The sequence below is a fragment of the Tenacibaculum litoreum genome (assembly GCF_964513915.1).
In the GTDB taxonomy this organism is placed as follows: Bacteria; Bacteroidota; Bacteroidia; order Flavobacteriales; family Flavobacteriaceae; genus Polaribacter; species Polaribacter litoreum.
Map to the genome: position 1 here is coordinate 881,461 of NZ_CAZEQS010000002.1, position 23,738 is coordinate 905,198.

Consider the following 23,738-nt stretch of genomic DNA (forward strand, 5'->3'; position numbering starts at 1 on the left):
TATGTGTGTAATTTGTTTTAGGTTACTTTGCTCATCTTAAGTTTAGTATGCTGTAAATGATTGGTCTTTTAATTCTTAAGAAAGTCTTCAGTTCCAAGAAAAGTTTGATGTGCTTGTTTAAAGTATCTATATTTGAGCCTTAATGAAAATGATTTTAGATGTTAGATTTTGTGATTATTGGTGGTGCGCAAGCAGGCTTATCCATGGCTTACCACTTAAAAAAAATGGAAAAAAGCTTTATAGTAGTAGACGGAGAAGAAGAAATAGGAGCCTCTTGGCTCAATAGATGGGACTCTTTAAAACTATTTACACCAACTGAATATAATCACTTACCAGGTTTAAAATTTAATGCTCCAAAAGGTCATTATCCTTCTAAATACGAGGTTAGCAATTACTTTAAATCGTATGTAAAGAAATTTGATATTCCTGTACAACTGAATACATTGGTAACTTCTGTAAAAAAATCAGCAAAAGGATTTCATGCATTATATAATGAAGGAGAAATTGCAGCAAAAAATATAATTGTAGCAACGGGGCCATTTCACATACCATATACGCCTCCCTGTCATACAAAATTATCAGATGAGGTGTTACAAATGCATAGTAATTACTATAAAAACAGTGAACAGTTACAAGAAGGAGATGTGCTAGTTGTTGGAGGAGGAGATTCAGGATATCAAATTCTAGATGAGATATCTAAGGATAAGAAATCAAATACAGTTTATTTTTCGGGAGATACTAAAGTAAAAACCTTACCCCAGCAGTTTTTAGGAAAAACTTTATGGTGGTGGTTTACTTTAATTGGATTTTTAAAATTTAACAAATACAGTTGGATAGGGAAAAAAATAAGCACTTCTTTACAGCCTGTAATTGGTACGGATGTAAAAGAAATTCTATCTCGTGAAAATGTAGTTACAGTAGGAAGAACTAAGGATGCTTTAGATAATGAAGTTGTTTTTGATAACAAGAAAGTAACATCAATAAAAAATATTATTTGGGCAACGGGATATCGTCCAAACTTTAAGTGGATAGAAGGTTTGGAGTTAGATGCAGATAATTACCCAAAAAATTATAGAGGAGTTAGTAATATTGAAGGGTTATATTTTATAGGCTTACCTTGGATGTATACTCGTGGTTCGGCCACTTTAGGAGGTGTATCTAAAGATGCTAGTTATTTAGCTAATGTAATTAGTGAAAAATAAACTTCGTATGTAAAAAACAAAACCACTAATAACTAATAGTATTAGTGGTTTTGTTGCATAAGAGATAAAATGTTATATCTAATAAACTAAGCTTAATTACTTAATTAGGAAGCTTAAAATTTTAGCACTTAAAAATAATCCAAAACCAAATACGGTATGTGTTATTAAACTCATTATTCTTGCTTTGATTGGGTCAGGAGTGTTAGAAGCAGCAATTCCTAATCCAAATGCAGGTTGCATAAAAAAGAAAGGTGCTACAACTGTTACAATTCCTATAATTAAAGCTGGTAAAAGTGTAGGGTGCTCAAGCCATTTTTTACCAAAAACAAAGACCAAGAGAAAAGCGAATATAATGCCAATAATATAGTGTGCAACCCAACCAATTAGATGTTCATGTTTTATGGAGGCAGAGGTAAATATTGTATGATGAGAAAACTTACCGTCAAAAAAATATCCAATCCAACGACCTAAAAATTTGTAATTAAGAGTATTGATACCAAAGTAATTTAAAATTATAGAGTAAACATCCATGGTTACTGTAGCACCAATACCTACTAAAATTGTTTGGAATAAATGATTCATGTTTTTTTATAACAAAAGTAAAATGAGAGAAGGTGGTTGCGATAGGACAAATCAGAGAAAAGATAGGATGAATTAACATAATATAATTAAAATTTAGTTGTTCCCTTTTGCTGTAATAAAAATCCAAAATCTTATTACCTTCGCAGTATGCAACAAACAACAAATACAATAGTAATGGTTCGTCCCGCAAACTTTAGGATGAATGAGCAAACAGCAGTAAATAATTATTACCAGCAAGAGTTGTCAGGAATGTTACCTGCATCAGTTAATGCTAAGGCACAAGAAGAATTTGATGCTTTTGTAGAAAAATTACGAGCTGTGGGAGTTACTGTAGTAGTTGTTGAAGACACTAAAGAGCCTAATACACCAGATGCATTATTTCCAAATAACTGGATTTCTTTTCATGAAAACGGAGATGTAGCTATTTATCCGATGTTTGCAGAAAATAGACGTTTTGAGCGTAGAGAAGACGTGTTGGAAATACTAGAAGAGAAAGGTTTTGTAATTGAAAATGTTGTAGACTATTCAGAAGCAGAAGAGGAAGAAATTTTTTTAGAAGGAACTGGAAGTATGATTTTAGATAGACATAATAGAAAAGCCTATTGTGCTTTGTCTCCTCGTGCTGATGAAGAACTATTTATTGAATTTTGTGAAGATTTTGAATACACACCTGTAATTTTTACAGCGAATCAAACAGTTGAAGGGAGGAGAGAAGCTATTTACCATACAAATGTGATGATGTGCGTTGCAGAAACTTTTGCGGTAGTGTGTTTAGATTCGATAGATGATAAAAAAGAAAAGAAAAACGTATTAAAGCATTTGAAGTTGGATGGAAAGGAAGTTATTGCTATTTCAGAACAACAAGTGTCACAATTTGCAGGAAATATGCTACAAGTTAAAGGAACAAATGATGAGCGTTACCTAATAATGAGTTCTTCCGCCTTTAATTCATTAAATCCAAATCAAATTAAAGCTATAGAAAAGCATTGCAAAATAATACACAGCTCTCTAGAAACTATAGAAACTTGCGGTGGAGGAAGTGCTCGTTGTATGATGGCTGAGGTTTTTTTACCAAAAGCCTAAGTAACCATTGTGTTAGAAACTTTATAATTTTTATAGTATTGCATTAAAATAAAAGAGCAGATTACAGAAGATGCAATCCCTTCAATAGCTAATGCAAAAACTACTAGAGGTAAACTTAAATTTTGTCCCCAAAAAGAAGATTGTTCAAGTATTGTCATAAAACCAGCATCAATAAAATCTACATATATAATTAGCCCCAAAATGGTTAAGGCTACAGCAATTATTGAGGTTCCAATTCCTAATAAAAAATTGCTAAAATATAACGACTCATGGTTTTTAACAATATTGGTTTTTATAGCTCTGTTAATACCATAAAGAACGAAAGCAAAGTTTAAGAAACGTAGTTCGGAAACATCTTCTAATCCAAAAATTTTCATAACTAGAAAGAAGCCAACAATGCCTGCAAAAATTAGCAACGCATTGCTGAATATAATTTTATTGCTCGCCATAATAGTACATTTTAAGAGTTAATCGTCTTAAAAGTACAAAATAAAGAAATGAAAATCAATTATTTATAGTAAAGCTTCTCTTAAAATTGTCACAGGGTGTTTTGCTAAACGTTTTGTTCCATCATAAATTTGATGACGACAACTAGTACCAGCAGCAACTATTTCTGTATCAACCGAACAGTTTCTGACCTTAGGAAACAACGTGTCTTCACCCACTTGCATACTTACTTTATAATGTTCTTTTTCATACCCAAAAGAGCCTGCCATACCACAACAACCAGTGTTCATAATGGTTACCTTGTAGTTTTTAGGAATGTTTAAAATAGAAAAAGAAGCGTGTGTACTAGACAAAGCTTTTTGGTGACAATGCCCATGTATTTTAAGTTCTTTTGTTTCATTACTAAATTTGGTGGTGTCTATAGAACCTTTAGCATGTTCATTAGCTAAAAACTCTTCAATAGTAAAAGAATTGTCAGAAAGTTTTTTGGCTGATGTTTTATCATCCGCTAAACGTAAGTACTCGTCTCTAAAGGTTAAAATAGCCGAAGGTTCTATTCCAATTAATGGAGTTTCTTCAGAAATTAATTCTTTAAAAGTGTCTACATTTTTATTAGCAATCTCTTTAGCTTCTTTTAAAAATCCTTTTGATATATAGCTACGTCCACTTTCTTCGTGGTTCACGGTTTTTACTTCATATCCTAACTTTTCTAATACAACAATTGCGTCTTTTCCAATTTCTGCATCGTAATAGTTCGTAAACTCATCATTGAATAAGTACACTGTTTTTTTTGAAGCTATTGATTGATACTTTTTTAACCAAGCGCTTAAAGGTTGTTTTGCTAACTTAGGAACAGAACGTTCTGTAGCAACTCCCATAACCTTTTTAGCTAGAGTAGTATTGGTAAAGAAATTTGTTAGTACAGGAAATTTACTTCCTAATTTGTTGTACTTAGCATTGTTAGCAAATAACTTACTACGGAAAGAATATCCATTTGTTTCTTGATATTGGTACAAGAATTCTGCTTTCATAGAAGCAATATCTACATTACTCGGACATTCACTAGCACAAGCTTTACAGCTTAAACACAGATCGAGAATTTCTTTTAATTCCTTTGAATCGAATTTGTTTTGAGCGGTGTTATTAGTCAAAACTTCACGTAATGTATTGGCTCTAGCTCGAGTAGTTTCTTTTTCGTTTCGAGTTGCTCGATAACTCGGACACAAGGTTCCACCAGCTTCGGGAGACTTACGACAATCACCTGAACCGTTACATTTTTCAGCTAGTTTTAAAATACCTTCACTATCTGAAAAATCTTGAATAGTTTCAATATCAGGTTCGTTTCGGTCAACCTCATAACGTAAACTTTGATCCATCGGAAAAGCATCGGTAATTTTTCCTTTGTTGAACACATTGTTCGGATCAAATGCTTTTTTTATTCTTCGTAATAATTGGTAGTTTTTGTCACCAATCATTAGCGGAATAAATTCAGCACGTACAATACCATCACCATGTTCACCACTAAAAGATCCTTGATATTTCTTAACTAACTCAGCAGTTTCAGTAGTTATTTTTCTGAACAGTACCACATCTTCCTGTTTCTTTAAATTCAAAATAGGGCGTAAGTGTAGTTCACCAGCTCCTGCGTGTGCATAATACACCGCTCTTTGCTGATACTTATCCATAATTTTAGTAAACTCCTCAATATAGGTGGGTAAATCTTCTAAGGCTACAGCAGTGTCTTCAATACAAGCTACCGCTTTATCATCACCAACAATATTTCCTAATAACCCTAAACCTGCTTTTCGTAATTGATGTACTTTAGCAATGTCTTCACCATATACTTTAGGGTAGTGGTATCCAAAATTGTTTGCTATTAAATCTTCAATAAGTTTATCGGCTAATATTTCAGCTTCTTCTATAGTATTTGCCGAAACTTCTAACATTAAAACAGCTTCAGGATCTTCTTGTAAAAAGAAACGGTTTTTAGCTTGTTCACGGTTGTTTTTAGTACAATCTAAAATTACTTTATCCATTAATTCACAAGCATAGAGAGTGTGTTTCATGGTAGTAACAGTAGCTTTTAAGCTTTCGTTTACACTAGTAAAATGCGGACATACCATAATACTTTGCGTAGGAGGTAGGTCGTCTAGTTGAATTGTAATAGCCGTTGAAAAGACTAAGGTTCCTTCGCTTCCTGATAAAAATTTAGCAGGATTGATAGTTGGTTCTGTCCCACCAAATAAATCGGAAGTTAAAAACTCGTCAACTGCATATCCTGTATTTCTTCGGTGAATACTTTCTTTTGGGAACTCTTTTTTTATTTCTTGCTGAACAGCTTCTTGAGAAAGTTCAGTATAAATTGCTCGATAGATGTTTCCTTCTAACGAATTTTCTATTTTCTTTTGATTGAATTCTGCCGAAGTAATTTCAGAAAAAGTAACTTTACTACCGTCACTTAACAAGCCTTGGATAGCAATGACTTTATCACGAGTAACTCCGTAACGTATAGAAGTACTTCCTGAAGAGTTGTTACCTACCATTCCACCAATCATACAACGGTTAGAGGTTGAGGTATTCGGACCAAAAAACAATCCGAAAGGTTTTAAGAAACGGTTTAAATCGTCACGAATAATTCCAGGCTCTACCGTAATGGTTTTGTTAATTTCATCAAAAGCCAATATGTTGGTAAAGTGTTTAGAAACGTCTACCACAATTCCATCTCCTACACACTGTCCAGCTAACGAAGTTCCTGCTGTACGCGGAATTAAGGTGATATTATTTTTAGTAGCAAAATCAATTAACAGTTGAATATCCTGTATATTCTTAGGGTAGGCAACTGCTAATGGAATTTTACGATATACCGAAGCATCGGTAGCATAAATATTTTTATGTAAATCGTCAAAAAATAATTCGCCAGTTAATGATTTTTTGAACGCTTCAAGTTGTGTTGTTTGTGTCATTATCTTAAATACCTAAAAAGGTGGGTGCTGTTGTTAATTATTCTATTGGAATGTGACGCTTAAAACAGGTATCGAAACAGATAAAAGTATCGGTTCCTGCCACTCCTTTAATCAAATGTACGTTATCGTATAGTATTTTTTGTAAATGTTCATTGTCTCTAGCAAATATTAAAATAAAAATAGCGTAGTAACCAGAAACAAAATTACATTCGGTTATCTCAGGTATTTTTTCCAATTCATGCATTACTTCTTTAGCAAAGCGAGCTTCACGCAATCTAATACCTGTATATGATTTGGTTTTATATCCTAAGCTTTTTTCCTCTAAAACAAACTCCGCATTTTTAATTACACCTTCTGCAGTTAATTTTTTAATACGTTGATGAATTAGGGAGTTAGAAACCTTTAATTCATCAGCAATTTGCGAATAGGCTTTACGAGCATCTAAACGAAGTTTTGATAGTATTTGTTTGTCTATATAATCAAATTGATTTTCCAAAAGAATAATTTTGTTGGGATAAACTTAATATAAGCTACAAGATAAACAATCGTTTTTAACGAAAAAAGTGTAGCCGAAAATACAAATATACGGCTACACTTTTTCAATACTTAATTTTATGATTAAGCATTTATTACTGCCAAGCAGTTTTGTATGCTCTCATCTTGCATATCTTCATACCATTTTGTTAACTTATAAACAGGTTCACCTAAATCTTTTTCAAATAATGATTGATTAGATGTACCTTGATATTCACGTTTAGCATCATCTGTTCCTAAGTTTGAAGCAAAAATTCCTGCTGCACTTACAGGTAAGAAATCTTCGTAGACCATAGGTTCTATACTTAAATAACCATCCTCTAATAATTGGTTTACATCTACTTTTGTATAGACTTTATCTTTAGATAACGTTTTTGCTTTATCGGTAGTAAAGTAATGGAAGTATGCCAATTCTTTTGATTGTAACTCTTCGTAGTTATCAGGGAAAACTTTAAAATTTTCTGCTAATAATTCATTGTATTCTGAGGCGTTTTCGGCAGTTGGTGATCCACCAATAGCTTTACGTGTTTTGCCTAACAACTCGTGATATAAGTCAAGTCCTTTTTGAGTTAATGCTGCACCACGTTGTTCAATCTCACCAAAACGAGCTTTGTGTTCGCCTATTTCTTCTTTTTCAACATTGTTTTTAAAAGTTACTTTTTCAGTCAATGCTTTAAAACTTGTTTGACGTAGTAAAATAGGGCATTTTCTAGCAGGAGGTCCTTCTATATTATCTTTTGGTGGAATATTACGAGCCTCCATGCTTACTTGCACCTTATCTATGTCTAAAGTTCTAGGGGTTAGGTGGTTGATGTGAGGTCCTTTGAAAGCAACTACATCAGCAATTAATCTGTGTTGATTTAGTAAAGCTTCGTACATTTCATAATCTACGGTAGCAGTATCGTGCCAACGAAAAGTTTCTAACGCTTCTAGAACAAAGGTTTCTGCATCTTCTTTATTTAAACCTCCTTCTTTTTCAGATTTATCAATGAGTTGTAAAACTTTTTCTGTAAAAATTTGACGTTTTTCTAAAATAGTTTCAACATTGTTACGAAGCTGAGCATCATCAATTAAATCGATACGCAATAAAGAGGTAAAAACTCTGAATGGAGCTTGATTAAGAGCGGTGCTTTCAATAGCTCTAAATGCCGTAGAATGAACAGGAACACCAGCTGGGGCTAAATCATAGTAACCAACAGAATACATTCCCATAACCTTGAATAGACGCCTCATTGTAAATAGCTCATAGGGCTTACCTAAGCGAATTGCTCCGTGGCGTTCCATATTTAGCCGAGTTAATTCTCCAGTATGTGCTAACTGCTCTTCAACTTCTTTAGACTCTGAAAGAACATTATCATTAATGCCATGAACCAAATCAAGTAGCTCACCATAAAGTGGCACCTCTTTTTTGTACATATCAGACATAATTTTAGAGAAGCGGTTACGAATGTACTCTGGAGAGACAAATTCTTCAGTTGTATTAGTAAAACTTTCTAGTTTATTTTTTGATGACATAGTTTATTGAGATTTGCTACAAATTAAATGAATTTAATTTTTTTTAGTATACATAAAAGTGAATTTTGTTTTATTAGTATTTATTTTGAGTTAATTTACTTTTGAGGATGTGCTTTTTTTAACTAAAAAGATAATTTTTACAAAAAAAGTATTTTTTAAAAGTCAATTTGACTTTGTTTTAGTATATAAGACTTAGTAAAATATTTCAGCGTTTTTAATTCTATTAGAGAATAAACAATGGAGTACATATTATAAACAACAAATTAAAAGTTTCTTAATCTTAAGAATAATAGCAAATAAGCATTTTAATAGAGTTTCAGTTTGAAAGTAATAATATGGAATTAGAATAGTTTTATGGCTATATATGATAATAAAACCCCGAAATTTTGGGGTTTTATATTGGCGTAACGTTTCTGGATAAGTACAGCAGCTTATTGTACTACATATTTTTAACACCTAGAGGTTCTATTTTAAGGACTCTTATTTCTTAAAGGTTTATACCTATTGTTTTTTATCTGTTGTTGGCAGGTTTATTTTTTTATAGGAGTTCCATAAAATTAGTAAACTCATTTTTTAACCTTATATCCTCTTTCCCTTTAATTAATGCTTTAAGCAATTCGATTGTATGTTCTTTTTTATCTTCAGGAAATTTATTAATTATTTTGGGTGCGAAATTTCTAAGACTTGAAATTAGTATGTCATCTACCTCTTGATTTTTATTTTCTAAAAATGTCATAGTAATATACCCTGTAAGTAACTCTTGTAACCCCTTGATTCCTTGATTATATCCTCTTACCCGAGTTTTGTAATTATAAGAATCCTTACTTAGCGATTTGATAAAATCATTTGATAAGGAAATTATTTTTATAGATTGATACCCAATACTAGCAGCTAACATTGCCTGTTCTTTAGAAATTGAATCCTGAGGTTGATTCAATTGAGATTTTAGAATTAAGTTAATTTTCGCATAGGTGGGCGCTAGAATTCCCATCTTGGTTCTAGAATTTGAATTTGCTGGTATTTCTGGAAATTTATCTTGTTGTGTATAAATATACTGGACTAAGTTTGGATTAATTTTATACGGTAATCCATTCTTAATTTTTTTAGCTATACCGTTTAATTCAACTGTTGCCTTTTGGTTGTCATAGGGCTTATGAATATCTTGAGAAAATGATTCTATTGAAATAAGAATCAGTAATTGAGTTAATATTAATTTAATAATATTTTTGGTAGTCATAATGTAGTTATATTAATCTGAATTAGTGTAAAGTTATTTGAAGCTAATAACTCTCTCAATATTACTGTTAAAGGTTTTGTGTGATTATCAATAATGGGCAAGATAGCGATTTTTTCTTGTACATCTTCAAACTATATTTTTTGTGAAAACATCAAATAAAGCACCTTCTAAACCATTAATTAAATGAATAAAACCTGAACCTTTATTTTGAGAATTAATAATAATGAAAGAGATGAAAAGAACAAGTATTAACGAAGTTATTTTTCAAATTAACGTTAATATATATGATACAGATAAGCCTTGTTTGTGAGTAGTATATGCTAGATTAACTATATAATATAAAAAAGGTATTCCATTAGTATTGGGACAATACCCAAGCCTAATAGAGGTTGATGTTTCTTGTCTAAAAGAAGTTGTTTTTTTAATTTATAATTGTTCGATATAAATTATTTTTATCTAGAATATAAATATGATTATTCAGTGTCTGAATAGCGTATGAGTTTGCTTCAAAAAACACAGAGTCATCTTTTTTTGTTAAAAAAGGGAGAGGAGTATTTGTTCCTTTACTGTCAATTTTAAATATAAATGATTTAGCTTCATCTAAAGCTTGAAAAGAGGTTGTAATAAATGCATTATTTTCATGAATAACTATATCAGATATTTCTCCATAAGGCATATGTATTTTTTTCCAAGTTTTCCCTGAGTCATTTGTATACATTAATACATTGTTTGAACCACCAATAAAACCAGTTCTGGAATTAAAAAAGGCAATAGATGATAATGTAGTATTTTCTCCAGAGTAGAGAAGTTGCCAGTTAACTCCTCCATCAATACTTTTATAACATTTCCCAGATAACGTGGTTATTATTAGTTCATCAGCAGAAATTATAGCTATATCTGATATGCCTTTTTCATTTTTAGGAAGGTTATTGTTTTTAATTATTTTCCAGGTTTCACCTCTATCTATTGTTTTTAATATAACGGAATGGCGTTCATGTTCTCCAATAATAAAGCCTATTTTTTCTGTTAAAAATCTAACTTTGTAATATTTGAATTTTTGATATCTACTTTGATTTTCTTTAAAAAAGTATTTAGTATCAAAAACACTCCAATTTTTTCCAAAATCTTCACTTTTATATATATAGTTACTAGCCCCAACTATAAAAATATTATTACCAGAAAAATCTACAGACTGAAAAGAGTTAGCAAACCTAGAAAAACTAACTTCTTTCCAGTTTTTTCCACCATTTAGGGTAATTCTAGCTCTTAATCGGGTTCCACCAACTATAACACCAAGGTTATTATCTTTAAACTTAAGACCTTGATAAAAATGAAATCCAGTTTCATCTAAATGGTGTAGTATTGAAACCTCTTGGTTAGAAGTTGTATTGGTAAAGCTATATTGATTTTGTGTAATATTATTAAACGTATTGTATTCTATTCTTGGAGCCTTATTTATTGGTATAAAGTTTTTACTAACCTTGTATGGTTTTGGGGTAAGGTCGTTTTTATTTGATTGATTATTAATACATGAATAGAAAAGAGCAATTGTAAAAAGTAAAGGGAATAGGTTTATTTTCATAATTCTAAGTAATTTTTGTCTGTTTGTACTAGGTACATTTCAGCTATATAAGTTTTGTATAGTTTGTGTTATACAAACATAACAAAACAGGATTAAAGCCTTTGTAATAGAACTTTTCTTTTTTAGTTATTTGTAATAATTTAAGCTTAGGGGTAATACTACAATAATAAGGAAACAACACTTCAGGCTTAATTGAGATGTTGTTTTCTAACTAAGGGGAATTTAGTTCCCCTTAAGCAAGTAATTATATACAATGTTTTACTATAGAAAAATGTTTGTTAAGTAGAAGATTAAAGTGTTGTGGTTACAAAAGGTGTTATTGCTTTTGTAAAGTAGCTTCTGATATTACTGCTAGTACTTTTTCTGGATATAATCTTTCTGTATAGTCTTCTGGTGTAAAGTTGTATATAACTTTTCTCTCGTTATTTACAATTTAGGTTGCAGGCATTGGTAACTCATAATCTTTGTTTCCATTGTGCTTATCTACGTTAAGATTAAAAGAGTAGTATACACTTCTTAAGTCTTCAGGTAGTTGAAAAACTAGTCCTAATGATTTTGCATATTGATTTTTTATATTTTGGATTAGTTTGCTTAAAACGATACAAAATAAAAGAGTAATGGTTTTGTGTTTGTATAAAATTATTTATTTGGGCATAAATCTAGTATGGTCTTCTTTGTCGATTTTTTCTTTATTAGCTATGACATTATTTTTGTTTTTTTTGGAAGGCTTTTTACTAAAGTTAACTGGGTACTTATTTTTTGATTTTGTAAAATAAAATAATTCATTTTCTTTTAAGAAAAGTTGAATTTTTGAGTGTAAAATGGGAATACCCAAAGGAAAAACAAGAATAAGTAAAAAGTTAGGAAAATCATTAATAAACTTAAATCTAGAGTTATTAATGGGTATTTTAGATATTATCTTGCCTGTGAAAACTGCTATGTATATATATGAGGCAAAGACAAGTACTCCGTAAAGAAGTACTAAAAGTTCTATTAAAATTATAGTTTTATTATCAAGAAACCATCCTTCCTTAAATATATCTAAGTTTAAATTAAGTAGAAAGTCGAGAAGTCTATGTGTAGAATAGAATAAAAAACAAACTTTAAATAAGGTGTTTTTAATCTTAATTTTTTTCTCATTTATCGTTACAGCAATACACCAAATCCACATAAGAAAAAGAAAATGCATTATTAAAAGAGCACTTTCAAATAAAGGGAAGTTAAAGTCAAAATTTAAGAAAAAAGAAATTAAAGATATTAATCCTTCTAATATTCCAACAAAAAAAGGCATGAAAAATAAAAGGAGTCCAATTTGGATAGAGCTTAACTTAAATATAAGTTTAATCATTTTTTTGAGTTTATAGTCAATTTAGCTAACCATAGAAGTAAAGCTTCAAATGCTGTGTTGAATTTTTTACGGAATAACTTAATTTTTAGCAATTTTTATTCTCTCAAATATAGGGAAATAAATAAGGAAAAAGAATCTCTTTATTATCAGGAGGATGCCTCAAGCCTAAAGAGAATGACTCTCCATAGGTAACAAGAACAATACTCCTTGCTTAAGAGGGAGCGTTATTCTCCTTAAGCGAGAAGCATTGTATACAAACTTTACTATAGAAAAATGTTTGTTAAGTAGGAGGTTAAAATGTTGTGGTTACAAAAGGTGTTATTGCTTTTGTAAAGTAGCTTCTGATATTATTGCTAGTACTTTTTCTGGATCTAATCTTTCTGTATAATCTTCTGGTGTAAAATTGTATATAACTTCTCTCTCCTTATTAACAATGTAGGTTGCAGGCATTGGTAACTCATAATCTTTGTTTCCATTGTGCTTATCTACGTTAAGATTAAAAGAATGGTATACACTTCTTAAGTCTTGAGGTAGTTGAAAAACTAGTCCTAATGATTTTGCGTATTGGTTTTCAAGATCACTCAGTACACTGAAAGTTAATTTGTTTTTCTCTGATGTGGTTAATGAATTATCGGGTGTTTCTGGGCTAATAGCTACCAATGCAGTATTTAACTTGTTAAGTTGTGGTAGAATGTTTTGTAAGGCACGTAACTCCATATTGCAAAAAGGACACCATCCACCTCGGTAAAAAGAAATAACTAGAAAACCTTCTTTAAAATCGGAAAGCGATCTATTTTTATTATTTATATCAGGTAGAATAAATGTAGGAAGTATATCTCCTGTTTGTAACGCTTTTGTACTTAACGATTGCTCTTTTAGTTTGTTTGTGCTGGTTTCCATAATAGCCCATTTTTCGGCTGGTATGTTTTGTTTATTTGTTGCTTTTCTTTCGGCAAGACTTTTTGATAAGTTCATTTTAGTAAAAGATTTTATTTAATGCTACAAAAGTCAATGAATCTGCTACGTCAAAAAATGGAATAAATTATAAAATGATGGAATAAATTCCCAACCTATTAAGTTACTGAGTTTTGTGTTCTAAATTGTGTGGGAGTGAATTTTGTATGTTTTTTAAAATATTTGATAAAATAATACGGATCATTAAAACCTAATTGATAAGCAATCATTTGGCTGGTGTCTTTGGTATTGAGTAATTTGTGTTTTGCTTTATTAATTACTTTTTCAGTAATAAACTTACAAGGTGTTTTATTCTCAGTTTGTTTAATTTCATGTATTAGTTTTTTAAGAGGTATTTCCATCATTTCTGCATAGGTGCCTGCACAATAATTGTGTTCTATGTTTTGATCAATTAATTCTGAAAATTGTGCTGTAATGGATTGTTCTTTTAAGTTATTCTTAAAATCACCTATAAATTCACTCCATAAAACATGAGTATAGCTTTCTAAAAGACGACTATTGTTTTTAGCCTTTAACAACGAGTGTATCTTACTTTTTTTATTGTCATAATTTTTAATTTTCAACACTTCAAATGAATTATTAATATTTGATAGTTCTTTCTCCAAATCGGGGAATGTTTTTAGATCGTGCTCATTTAGCTTAGCTACAAACCCTTCTACAAAAGGAGAAGCAGCTACAATATCAAATTCAGTATCAAAAAAGAAGTAGCTTTTTGAAGGAATAGGATTAATATTTCCGTCTTTTTCTATGGTTATACTTCCATTTAAAAGGATAAATAGGTTTTCTTTATTTGGAATTATTTTTTGGTTGTTTTTTATAGGGTATACCATTGTACTTCTTTAAAACAGAGCTCTAAATTGATTATTCAGCTCCAAATTTGTCGGGAAATTTATATAATCCTTAAGCTATGCGCAAAAATATGTTAATTCTAGATTAGAAGTCTAAGTAATCAATTTTGAATGAGGCTTGCTATAGGAAAAAAAGTGTTTGTTAAGAGAAACAGGAGAGATAATATTCAAACTTTTGTTAAAGTAAAATAACTATAAAAGTGGGGTTTTATTTTAAAGTTCTAAATTGTTATATGTATTTTCTTTTTTCATTAAAAACTTTAGTTCTTCACAGGTTTTGCTTGGAATGAATTCAGTTAATTGATAATAAGCTAATCCGTTTGCTTTGAAAGGATCTTTTTTAACAATATTTTCTAGTTCAGATTTGCTTTCAGCTTTCGCTAATATGAAGCCACCAGTTTTTGGAGCTTATCGTCCAGAAGCAAGGAAGTTTCCAATTCATGTTGTTCGTTTAAAAAGCGGTCAATTTTTTCGAGTTCAGTTTTGTAAGTAAGGTTTATTATAAATATAAAAAATTAAATTTTATGTATTAACTTTTCGTAATCTATTACTGTAGCAAACTCTTCATTTAAATTAGCAAGAGAGGTTAAGTGTATTGTTTTAGCATCATATTTTTCTCCATTAATACCAATTCTATCAAAAGCAGCAGTAGCGTCTGAAATTACATAAGTTTCAAATCCAAAATTACCAGCCATCCTAGTAGTTGTTGATACGCAATGGTTGGTTGTTATCCCAACAATAACAAGAGTTGTAATGGTTTGTTCATCTAATAGTTCTTTTAAATCGGTTCCAATAAAAGCACTATTCACTTCTTTAGTTATTATAGGTTCATTTTTTAACGGTATTACATTTTCGTTAAAATTAAAACCATCATCTTGTTTATTAAGTTTTGAATTTGGGTTTGTAGAACTATGCCTTATATGAAAAATAGGTAAATCTAGTTTTCTCCATTTGTTTAATATTTTTCCGCAAATAATTTCAGCATCTTTATTGTTTCTATTACCGCCCCAATATTCTTCGTTTAAGAAAGCTTTTTGGATATCTACAAGGATTAAAGCTGGATTTTTTTCTCTTAATTTCATGCTTAAGTTATTATTTAATACAGTATAAAGGTTTTAAATATGAATAATACTTAGGATAACTAGTTCTTAATTTGTTTTCCAAATAGTTTTTTCCAGAAACTCTTTTTTTCTTGAGGTTTCGTTTTTGAAGTTTCTTCATTTACACTATCATTTTTTTTAATAGCTGTAATTTGTTCCATAGCAGCTTGTTGATATAGTAGTGCACCTTCAGGATCACAGTTAAACAAGTTAGAAAAGCATGACGAATTATTTAAATCCATCGGATTAGGTTCTATAACTTCCGTAGCTTCTAGTAAACCTAATTTGTTGTCTTTTGAAAAGTTTAAAGCTTTAAGGAAAACGTTAATTCTATCGTGTGAAAACAAATAGTTTAATTCTTTTTTAATTTCAGAATCGCTTTCATAATCATTTAATAATTCAATAACCTTATTTTGAGGAATGTAAACACCAGAGCAATAATTCTCAATAATTTGATTATTTACACTTTTGGTTAACTTTTCATTTGGCACTATTTCTTGCCATTTTTTATAGTACTTTTTTAGCAAAGGATTTTCTGAAAGAGAAAGAGCTGAACCTCTTGTATAAAAGAACTTTTGAAAGAAACCTTGCGTAACAGCTATGTTAAATCCATGGCTTTTATCAAAAATATCATCTTCTTTAATGTTTAAGCCATTTTCAATGACTTCTTTATAATGGTCTTTGTAAAAATTTTCAAAGGTATTTTCTGAGATTACTTTTTCAAGTAAACTTTGATTATCTAATACATCAAAATACCAATCGTTTATTTGTTTTTCTGATATAGGATGATAACTTATATCCCAACCCATAGTATTGTTTTTTAGTTATTGTTAATGTTTTTGTAAGTAAAAAGTAGTGAGGCTTTCCTATATAACTTTTTCTATTAAATTGAAAAGCTAAATTTACAAAGATTAGGTTCTTTATAAGTGTTAAAAAATTGTTTTTATTGTAGATCAACTTCAATGATATATGATGTTATTAATTTTATTTTAGCACCTTTTGCTCCTTTGAAAAAATAAAAGTTTGAAAAAGAATGTTTTTTCCGTTTCGCATTTTAATAGTTCCATTTACAGCACCTTCTTTTCCGTGAGATAAGATTTGTTCTAGTGTTAATTCGATTACCTCTTTCTCTTTTATTTTTTTAAGTTCTTCAATGAACTCTTCCTTCCCTTCAACTTTTCTATCTCCAATTATATTCCAAACTATTTCATCAGTAACACTTTCGGTAAGAAATTCCAAATCTCCTTTTGCTAAGGCGATATTAAATTCTTTTAAGAGTGTCATTTTAGGTGAATTTCCGCAGCTAGGGCTTGAAATAATCTTTAGCATAATATTAGTCTTTTAAGGAGTAGTATAGGTTACTTTTCTACTTTAAACATTTTTTCAAAAGCATTGTACACGGCTTCGTGTAGTGCATCGCCATGAGTTTTATCTTCTAAAAATTCAAAGTAAATTTTTGAGTTTTCTGTTGCTTTGCCAAGTAGTTTGTTGTATAGTTCTTTGGCAGTTCGCTCCATAACCGGCCCTTCTTTACCAACAGCAATATAAATATGTTTTTTAGTATTGTATTTAGCAGGGGCGAAGGTCAAAAGTTTTTCAGCATCCCACCAAAGACTGGGGCTTACAATTATGTAGTTGTTAAAAAGGTTGGGAGTTTTAAATAAAACCTCTGTAGCTAAAAGGCCTCCTAGCGATTGTCCAATTAATGTTTTGTTATCGGTTGTTCTGTAGTTAGTATTTATAAAGGGTAGAAGTTCTTTTTTTAGAAACTGAATGAACTTTTTAGATTTTCCAGAAGTAGGGAATTCTTTTTGATCAATTTCAAGAGTAGAAGGGTAAGTGAAATCTCTTTTCCTATCTACATTTCCAATACCAACTACAATAGCTTCAGGAAGCATGTTTATCCATGGAAAAGAGCCAAATTGTACAATTCCAGCAATATGAATAAAATCTTCATCTTTAGAGCCATCTAGTAAATAAATAACAGGGTATTTTTTTGAGTTATTAATGTAATAGCTTGTAGGAAAATAAATATTTAGTGTTCGATCTTCTTTTAAAATAGCCGACTTTATTTGAACAGTTTTTCCGATGGAAAAATCACTTTCATTAATTTTTTCAGGAATATTTTGAGCAAAGCTTGAAAAAGCGATTAATAGAGTAACAAGTACTAAAGTTTTCTGTTTCATATTACTAATAATAATGGTTATCATACAGTTATGTAAATATAAGAGACTTTTATTCAATAGTTACAAGTTCTCCATCTTCAGGAAGGTAAACATTATGATGTAAATTATTTTGTTTCAATATAGTTTTAAGTTTTTCTCGAGTTAAAGGACAATGGTTAATAGCTTCCATATGATTAGCAATGACTGAACCAGATGAGTTTTTTATAAATTTTAAGATATCTTTTACACTCATAATAAGTTGTTTAAAAATATCAAACTGAGCAGCTCCACATGCTAACACACTAATTTTAGGTTTGTAGTTAGTTAGTACTTTATGTACTGCATTGGTATAAACGGTATCAGAGCTGAGATAAATAGATTTTTGATTGGGTAGTTGTATGTAAAAACCGAGAACATTTCCCATAAGTTTTGCGACAAATCCGTAACCATGTTTGGCAGGTATTCCTTCAATCACTCCACCTAAAAAAGGTTGTTTCTCCCAATATTTTAAACTTTGCACAATGTTTAATCCTCGTTTTTTTAAGGCTTTTTCATCTTTTACACTACAGGTAACAGGAATATTATTTTTAATTAAAAATTGTACACCGGCATTATCTACATGGTCTGGGTGTTGATGAGTAATTAAACAATGAGTTACTTTATTAAGTAGTGAATAAGTGTTTTTTGGAAGTGGAACAGTTGGGTTTTTTCTAGCTTTATGTCTAAATAGTGTAAATGGAGGCATAATTCCTTGGTTACCTAACATAGGATCTACAAGTATAACCTCTTTTTCGGTTTCAATAATTATAGTGGCATTTCTTATTTGGTGTATGTGTAACATTGTATAACGCTTTTAGTTATGCAAATGTCTTTTTTACACTATTTATTTTCATTGATTCAAATCAAGAAATACGTTTTTTAATTCTGCTTAACGTTTCTGGTGTTACGTTTAAGTACGAAGCTAGATGGTATTGGGGGATATTTTGTATCCATTCGGGTTTGTAAATAAATAGCTCGTTGTATAATTCTTCAGGGGATTTTGTGATACGATTAAACTCTAGTTTTTCTTTTTGTTTTAAAAGCTTTTGAAAAGAAGCTTCAACAAAGGTTTTTCCACATTGATATTTTTCTAGTAACTCAAAAAAAGGTTGTCTTTCAATACTTAAAACTTCTACAGAAGTTAGACATTCTTGATTTTTCTTTGTTTTAGTATTATGACTAAAAGTTAGTAAATCGGAAATAAACTGAGGTTTTACATAAAAGTTGATATTGACTTCTTTGTCTTCGTTTGCGTAATATTCTCTTACAACTCCACTATTTAAAAAGCGGAGTTTTTTTTCTTTAGAGTTTTCTTGAAGTAAAATAGTTCCTTTAGTGTGTTTTTCAATTTTAAATAAAGTAAACAGTTCATCAAGTCCATGTTGATTTAAAGGGAATTCTGTTTCGAAGAATTTAGAGATCTCAGAGAATAGTTTCATTAATCGTGTTTTTCGATTCCAAATTCGAATGGTTTAGAATCTTTATCTAACAAAAATAAAGAAAGGTTTACAAATGAAAATATTATACTGATAACTGAGAAAAAAGTTAAAGACATGTTTATATAATTTAAATTGTCAACTTTAAAAGTTATTGTGATTACAGAAATAAGGCCAATAACATAAGCTATTAAACAAAGGAGATAATTGAGAAAAGAGAAAGTAGTATTTTTTAATCTCATATAAACTAGTTTTAAATACCATATAAAAAGTATACATATTACAATTAAGGGAGGTAAAAAACTACCGTAACTTAAAGTAGTTATACTTTTGTTAATGTTGAGTAATAGAGTAATTATGATAAGACCCAAAAATGTTGCTACGCACCATATACCTAACTGTTTAATAAATTGATTAATAGTTAAACTTCCTTTTTTATAAACATCTTTTATACAAGGTTTAGTTCCATTAAGAACTGAAAGGAAGAGTATTGAACCTACTCCCAAAACAACATAAAAAAGCATACTTGATATATGAAAAATCTTTATTTGATTATCAATCTCGAATCCTAATAAATTAGAAAACATTCCCGTACTAGTAGTTGTTTTTAAAAAGATAGCATCAAAAAAAAGAAATATGAATATTCCCACCACAACACCTATCCATAATTTAGATTGTAAATCTTTTATTCTTTTAATAGCTAAAGTTACAGCGCTGTAAAATAAAATAAAACTTACAGGCAAATTAGGTATAGTAAATGGTTTTATAAGTTGATGTGTAGTTAGTAAGTGTGCACTTTTTGAGCTTATAATTGACATGATACTAGCATTTATAGTAAAATCACTAATGAAACTAAAAGCAAAAAAGAATAAAATTATTATCCCAAATAAAAATTCTTCCTTATTAATAGTTTCTCTAGGGTCAAATAGTAATTTTATTATTTTGTAATTCATGGCTATTGTATTTGGGGGACTAAACAGGTTGTGGTTTGTTAAAGTAAAAATTAAATGTTGTTTGTATTAGCTAGACTATTTTCATTCTTCTCAGTCAATTCTAAGTAATTATCTTTTCCGAATGATATATAGTATAATGGGTATAGAATGATGATACCCGCAAAAATTAGAAAAATAAGATTTTTAGAAAACATAAATAAGGCAACAAGTAACATCATAACAGCTCTTATAATTCCCTCATACTTAAAACTGTTTAAAGTTAAGGTTACGATTTTATCATCAGTAACATTTATATTGATTTTTTGACTACCACACCAAGAAGCCTTAGCGTAAACTTCATATTTGCCATTATCTAATTCATATTCTTTATCTTCTTTTTTTATTAAACCTAATTCTTTTTCGTTAGCATATATTTTAGCTCCAACGGTGCTTTCAATTTTAATTTTTCCCATTTTAATTTTTTTAAGTGTTTTGATATGTTATGTGTTTCTTTTTTAGAGAATTATAGCTAATATTATTTAGCTAATTCTTTTGTTTTGCTCCAAAGACTTTTTCCTTTGTTTTTTAACTCTTCTGTACTACCATATTTTTTTAAGTTGTCAATAAAGCTTTTAAGGTTATCAATAGTTTTAAAAATTTCATCGGTATGTGGTACGTTTTGCTTTTTCATTACTTTTTCCCAGTCTACCTTAGATAAAATTACATACATGTATTTCGTAGCTATTTTACTTAAAAAGAATTTATCATAAAAACCATTTAACACCTTACCTGGCTCTCTATTCTTAACATATTCAATAGATTCATCTATTCTTTTTTTATCTTCTGAAGAGAGTAGGGTACTTGTTTTAAGTTTGGTTAATGTAGCAATAGCTTTTTCGTTTTCTTCGTTTTTTAAATATAAATAAGTTTCTATTGACCAAGTAATTTCATTATTTAATCCAATTTTATTAGCATCTTTTAAAAATGCTTCAAAATCTTCAAGAGCACGTTTTTCATCAATTTCTCTATCCATCATCAATCGGTCAAAACCTCTGAATAAATGATTTAATGAATGAAGACCTAAATGAGTACTTTCATTATCTAAATTTCCCCATTGAAAAAAAGCTCTAGTATAAGGTAAATCCACATTTTTATTGTTGTTTAGCCAATTAATATTTCTTGAAATTTCATCTTCTGATAAATAATAAAGGCCTTTTTCAAAAAACAAGAAACCTCTAAAATATTGTAGCAGAGTTTTAATTTCAGAATCAGGAAGTAATTCAGGGTTCGTCTTTGTACATTCGTAAAGTGATACTTCTTTTCCTAAATCTTTACTTAATATTACAACAGCACTTAAAATAGCATGTTCTATATTTTGAACATATTCTTTTTCTTTTCCTTTATAGTACTCTCTTTTTTTACTGATAGAATCTCCGTAAATTACATTAAAGGCATCTACTAAAGTAGGAAAAACATCTTCATCAGTTTTCATAATAAAGTCTTCCATTTTCTTATAATCTCGGTATATTAAAATGTAGTCTAATAATGATAAGTTTTCAGGATTTTTAACATCATATTTTACCACTTTGTTAAAAATCTTATCGAGATCCTTTTTAAAAGATAGAAATTCTGTTGAAATGGTGTCTTTTTCGGCAGAAGATCTAATTAGTATTTTACCAAATTTATAAGTGGTTATTTTGTATGAATCTAAGTTTTCTTTTAATTCTATTTTGTCTTTTTCAAGTAGTTCCTCGTCTGTTTTTTCTTTGTTGAAACAACTAGTTATCAAAAAGAATGATAATAATAGAGGAATGTATTTTAAATCCATTTATGAGGCATTTAGTATGGGTGAAAGAATAATAGTGAAGCTTTGGTAAGCTTTTTTAGTTAGACTTTTGACTAGTTCTTTTCGTTATTAGATTTTTGTTTTAAGTTAAGAGTAATAGATATCTTTTAACTTAACTCTTTTGTTAAATAGTGAGAAGAGTGTCCTTTGGGTCTATCGTTAATTGTTGCTATATGCTTGTAGCCAGCTTTTTCATAGAAAGGTTTAGCTTGCCAACTAGTAGTTTCAACAAAGACTTTTTCACAACCATTATCTTTCGCATAATTTTCGGCAGATTCAATTAACTTTTTACCTACACCTTTTCCGCGACAATCTTCAGATAGCCAAAGTAACTCAATATGTAAAGTGTTCCAAAAGCACACAGCTCTTATTCCACCAACTACTTTTCCTACTTGATTTCTAGCAAAAGTAAAAAACTTGATTTCCTCTTCTATTGGTTCAAGATCAGGAATTTTTGAATGATTAAAATCTATAATTCCTTGGCTTATAGTTTTGGGGTCTTGTTCATTTGGAGTTGTAGTAATTTCTATAGTCATTTTTTATTCTTTTTCAATTTCCAAATATAATAAAAACAGAAAAGGATAATAAAGTTTAACCCGCAGTAAAAAAGAAACCTTTTAATCCGCTTAAAATACTTTGTACAGCATATGAAGCCAAGATAAGCCCCATTACTTTACTAATAACTGTAATACCATATTCGCCAATCCTTTTTTGTATACGGCTGGCCAATAAAAGAATTATCATAGTGAGTGCTACTACAAAAAGAACGAGTAGGGTAGTAATGGTTTGTTGTTGAATAGTATATATATGGTTATCAGTTAATAATACTACTGCCATGATAGCTCCTGGTGAAGCAATTGAAGGAATTGCTACAGGGAAAATAGTAACATGCTTGTAGTCTGAAATTAAATGTTTTTCAGATTCTGGTTTTCCTTCACCAAAAATCATTGTTAAAGCAAAAAGAAAAAGGATAACACCTCCAGAAATTTGAAAAGCATCTAGAGTAACTTTCATCCCCTCTAAAATAATTTGTCCTACGACAATAAAGAATAGTAGAATTAAAAAAGCAATGAACGATGCACGGATAGCTACTTTTTTCTTGTGGTATGTATCTAATTGTTTGGTAGCTTCTAAATATACAGGAACTGTTCCTAAAGGATCAATAACTGCAATTAAAAATAGAATAGTTGTAATTATTTCTGCTACCATTATTAAAACTTGTTAGATAACGAAGTTACTTTTTTTGAATGTAGTATCAAATATAAAAAAGAAAAAAAGCCAAAGCTGTAAAGCTTTGGCTTAACTAATAAAACCAAGTATTAGTGTCATCGGAGTTAGCTAAACCAATGGACTAATGTTGTTAGTATCAACTATATTTTTAATGTAGGCTAATTACTTTTGTCATTAACCATTTTGCGTTTTCTTTTTTCCAAATGGCAATAAACTTACTAGGAATAGATTTAGCATTAGGTTCTCTATTATTAAAAAATTTATGATAACCTATTTGCACTGCCCCATATTTATTAATAGGATATACTTCAATGCTTCCTTTTATTAAAGTGCGAGTAACCTTACCACAAATGTTCTTTTTAGTGGCAGCTATAATTTCACTTTTAGAGTTAGATAAACCTCCCTTATCATGAAAAAACTCAATATTATCACTTAAAATATCAGACTGTGTTTTCATATCACAAGTATTATAAGCGTTAAAGAAAATGCTATCCATTTTTACAATTTGATTATGCAAGTCGATGTCAACAGGTTTGTAGTTAGGTATTTCTTGCACTTGTCCGTTCATTACCCATGACAGTAAAAGTGTGTATAGTAGGGTAACTATTTTCATAAAAAAGTTACCCTTAAAGAAGAAGTCAAATAAATCGTTCATAGTTTTTCAGTTTATGCGT

General features: G+C 29.8%; 25 protein-coding genes. 2 read left to right on the forward strand and 23 right to left on the reverse strand.

The features are described from left to right. Positions 1-158 precede the first annotated feature (158 nt). Positions 159-1,202 carry a flavin-containing monooxygenase gene (locus ACKTTR_RS05510; RefSeq protein ID WP_408026881.1) on the forward strand — a complete coding sequence of 348 codons (1,044 nt, stop codon included), beginning with the start codon at positions 159-161 and terminating at the stop codon, positions 1,200-1,202. Between the two features lie 96 nt (positions 1,203-1,298). Here ACKTTR_RS05510 and ACKTTR_RS05515 read toward each other — a convergent pair whose 3' ends face one another. Further along, positions 1,299-1,784 (reverse strand): DUF2938 domain-containing protein, encoded by a 486-nt coding sequence (locus ACKTTR_RS05515; RefSeq protein WP_408026882.1) that lies wholly within the window; start codon positions 1,782-1,784, stop codon positions 1,299-1,301. Positions 1,785-1,931: 147 nt separating this feature from the next. Here ACKTTR_RS05515 and ctlX point away from each other — a divergent pair, with 147 nt between their 5' ends. Next, positions 1,932-2,867: a citrulline utilization hydrolase CtlX gene (gene ctlX / locus ACKTTR_RS05520; protein WP_408026883.1), complete on the forward strand. Its 936-nt coding sequence runs from the start codon at positions 1,932-1,934 to the stop codon at positions 2,865-2,867. Here ctlX and ACKTTR_RS05525 read toward each other — a convergent pair. From ACKTTR_RS05525 to ACKTTR_RS05630, 22 genes are all read right to left on the reverse strand, one after another. Then, the gene (locus tag ACKTTR_RS05525; protein ID WP_377475811.1) at positions 2,864-3,316 is read right to left on the reverse strand and encodes a hypothetical protein; all 453 of its coding nucleotides are present in this window, start codon (positions 3,314-3,316) and stop codon (positions 2,864-2,866) included. The two genes, ctlX and ACKTTR_RS05525, sit on opposite strands and share 4 nt — an antisense overlap. A 63-nt stretch (positions 3,317-3,379) precedes the next feature. Continuing rightward, positions 3,380-6,277 carry an FAD-binding and (Fe-S)-binding domain-containing protein gene (locus tag ACKTTR_RS05530; RefSeq protein ID WP_408026884.1) on the reverse strand — a complete coding sequence of 966 codons (2,898 nt, stop codon included), beginning with the start codon at positions 6,275-6,277 and terminating at the stop codon, positions 3,380-3,382. A 37-nt stretch (positions 6,278-6,314) separates the two neighbouring features. Beyond that, positions 6,315-6,773 (reverse strand): Lrp/AsnC family transcriptional regulator, encoded by a 459-nt coding sequence (locus ACKTTR_RS05535; protein ID WP_231128388.1) that lies wholly within the window; start codon positions 6,771-6,773, stop codon positions 6,315-6,317. Between the two features lie 122 nt (positions 6,774-6,895). Further along, a complete protein-coding gene (gene hglS / locus ACKTTR_RS05540) occupies positions 6,896-8,326 on the reverse strand; it encodes a 2-oxoadipate dioxygenase/decarboxylase HglS (protein WP_408026885.1) in 1,431 nt (476 codons plus the stop codon). Between the two features lie 538 nt (positions 8,327-8,864). Further along, positions 8,865-9,563, reverse strand: coding sequence for a hypothetical protein (locus ACKTTR_RS05545; RefSeq protein ID WP_408026886.1), 699 nt, complete (start codon positions 9,561-9,563; stop codon positions 8,865-8,867). A 421-nt stretch (positions 9,564-9,984) separates the two neighbouring features. Then, positions 9,985-11,145, reverse strand: coding sequence for a YCF48-related protein (locus ACKTTR_RS05550; protein ID WP_408026887.1), 1,161 nt, complete (start codon positions 11,143-11,145; stop codon positions 9,985-9,987). A gap of 643 nt (positions 11,146-11,788) precedes the next feature. Next, positions 11,789-12,493, reverse strand: a complete 705-nt coding sequence (locus ACKTTR_RS05555; RefSeq protein WP_408026888.1) for a hypothetical protein — start codon at positions 12,491-12,493, stop codon at positions 11,789-11,791. A 318-nt stretch (positions 12,494-12,811) separates the two neighbouring features. Next, entirely contained in the window at positions 12,812-13,468 is a 657-nt protein-coding gene (locus ACKTTR_RS05560) for a peroxiredoxin-like family protein (RefSeq protein ID WP_408026889.1), read from the reverse strand. Positions 13,469-13,566: 98 nt separating this feature from the next. Then, positions 13,567-14,298 (reverse strand): helix-turn-helix domain-containing protein, encoded by a 732-nt coding sequence (locus ACKTTR_RS05565; RefSeq protein ID WP_408026890.1) that lies wholly within the window; start codon positions 14,296-14,298, stop codon positions 13,567-13,569. Positions 14,299-14,529: 231 nt separating this feature from the next. Beyond that, entirely contained in the window at positions 14,530-14,703 is a 174-nt protein-coding gene (locus tag ACKTTR_RS05570; RefSeq protein WP_408027000.1) for a YciI family protein, read from the reverse strand. 128 nt (positions 14,704-14,831) lie between these two features. Further along, complete coding sequence (locus ACKTTR_RS05575) at positions 14,832-15,398, reverse strand: cysteine hydrolase family protein (RefSeq protein ID WP_408026891.1); 567 nt, start codon at positions 15,396-15,398, stop codon at positions 14,832-14,834. A 59-nt stretch (positions 15,399-15,457) separates the two neighbouring features. After that, the gene (locus ACKTTR_RS05580) at positions 15,458-16,225 is read right to left on the reverse strand and encodes a hypothetical protein (protein WP_408026892.1); all 768 of its coding nucleotides are present in this window, start codon (positions 16,223-16,225) and stop codon (positions 15,458-15,460) included. A gap of 175 nt (positions 16,226-16,400) precedes the next feature. Then, positions 16,401-16,745: a nuclear transport factor 2-like protein gene (locus ACKTTR_RS05585; RefSeq protein ID WP_408026893.1), complete on the reverse strand. Its 345-nt coding sequence runs from the start codon at positions 16,743-16,745 to the stop codon at positions 16,401-16,403. A gap of 29 nt (positions 16,746-16,774) precedes the next feature. Continuing rightward, a complete protein-coding gene (locus tag ACKTTR_RS05590) occupies positions 16,775-17,602 on the reverse strand; it encodes an alpha/beta hydrolase (RefSeq protein ID WP_408026894.1) in 828 nt (275 codons plus the stop codon). Positions 17,603-17,651: 49 nt separating this feature from the next. After that, the gene (locus ACKTTR_RS05595; protein WP_408026895.1) at positions 17,652-18,422 is read right to left on the reverse strand and encodes an MBL fold metallo-hydrolase; all 771 of its coding nucleotides are present in this window, start codon (positions 18,420-18,422) and stop codon (positions 17,652-17,654) included. Between the two features lie 61 nt (positions 18,423-18,483). Further along, positions 18,484-19,059 carry a Crp/Fnr family transcriptional regulator gene (locus ACKTTR_RS05600; protein WP_408026896.1) on the reverse strand — a complete coding sequence of 192 codons (576 nt, stop codon included), beginning with the start codon at positions 19,057-19,059 and terminating at the stop codon, positions 18,484-18,486. Then, positions 19,059-20,009: a hypothetical protein gene (locus tag ACKTTR_RS05605; protein WP_408026897.1), complete on the reverse strand. Its 951-nt coding sequence runs from the start codon at positions 20,007-20,009 to the stop codon at positions 19,059-19,061. Before ACKTTR_RS05605 ends, ACKTTR_RS05600 begins: the two co-directional genes overlap by 1 nt. Positions 20,010-20,059: 50 nt before the next feature. Then, entirely contained in the window at positions 20,060-20,461 is a 402-nt protein-coding gene (locus ACKTTR_RS05610; protein ID WP_408026898.1) for a hypothetical protein, read from the reverse strand. A gap of 62 nt (positions 20,462-20,523) precedes the next feature. Next, entirely contained in the window at positions 20,524-21,816 is a 1,293-nt protein-coding gene (locus ACKTTR_RS05615) for a short-chain dehydrogenase (RefSeq protein ID WP_408026899.1), read from the reverse strand. A gap of 125 nt (positions 21,817-21,941) precedes the next feature. Further along, positions 21,942-22,370 (reverse strand): GNAT family N-acetyltransferase, encoded by a 429-nt coding sequence (locus ACKTTR_RS05620; protein ID WP_408026900.1) that lies wholly within the window; start codon positions 22,368-22,370, stop codon positions 21,942-21,944. A gap of 55 nt (positions 22,371-22,425) precedes the next feature. Continuing rightward, entirely contained in the window at positions 22,426-23,043 is a 618-nt protein-coding gene (locus ACKTTR_RS05625; protein WP_408026901.1) for a MarC family protein, read from the reverse strand. 169 nt (positions 23,044-23,212) lie between these two features. Then, complete coding sequence (locus tag ACKTTR_RS05630; protein ID WP_408026902.1) at positions 23,213-23,719, reverse strand: nuclear transport factor 2 family protein; 507 nt, start codon at positions 23,717-23,719, stop codon at positions 23,213-23,215. Positions 23,720-23,738 lie beyond the last annotated feature (19 nt).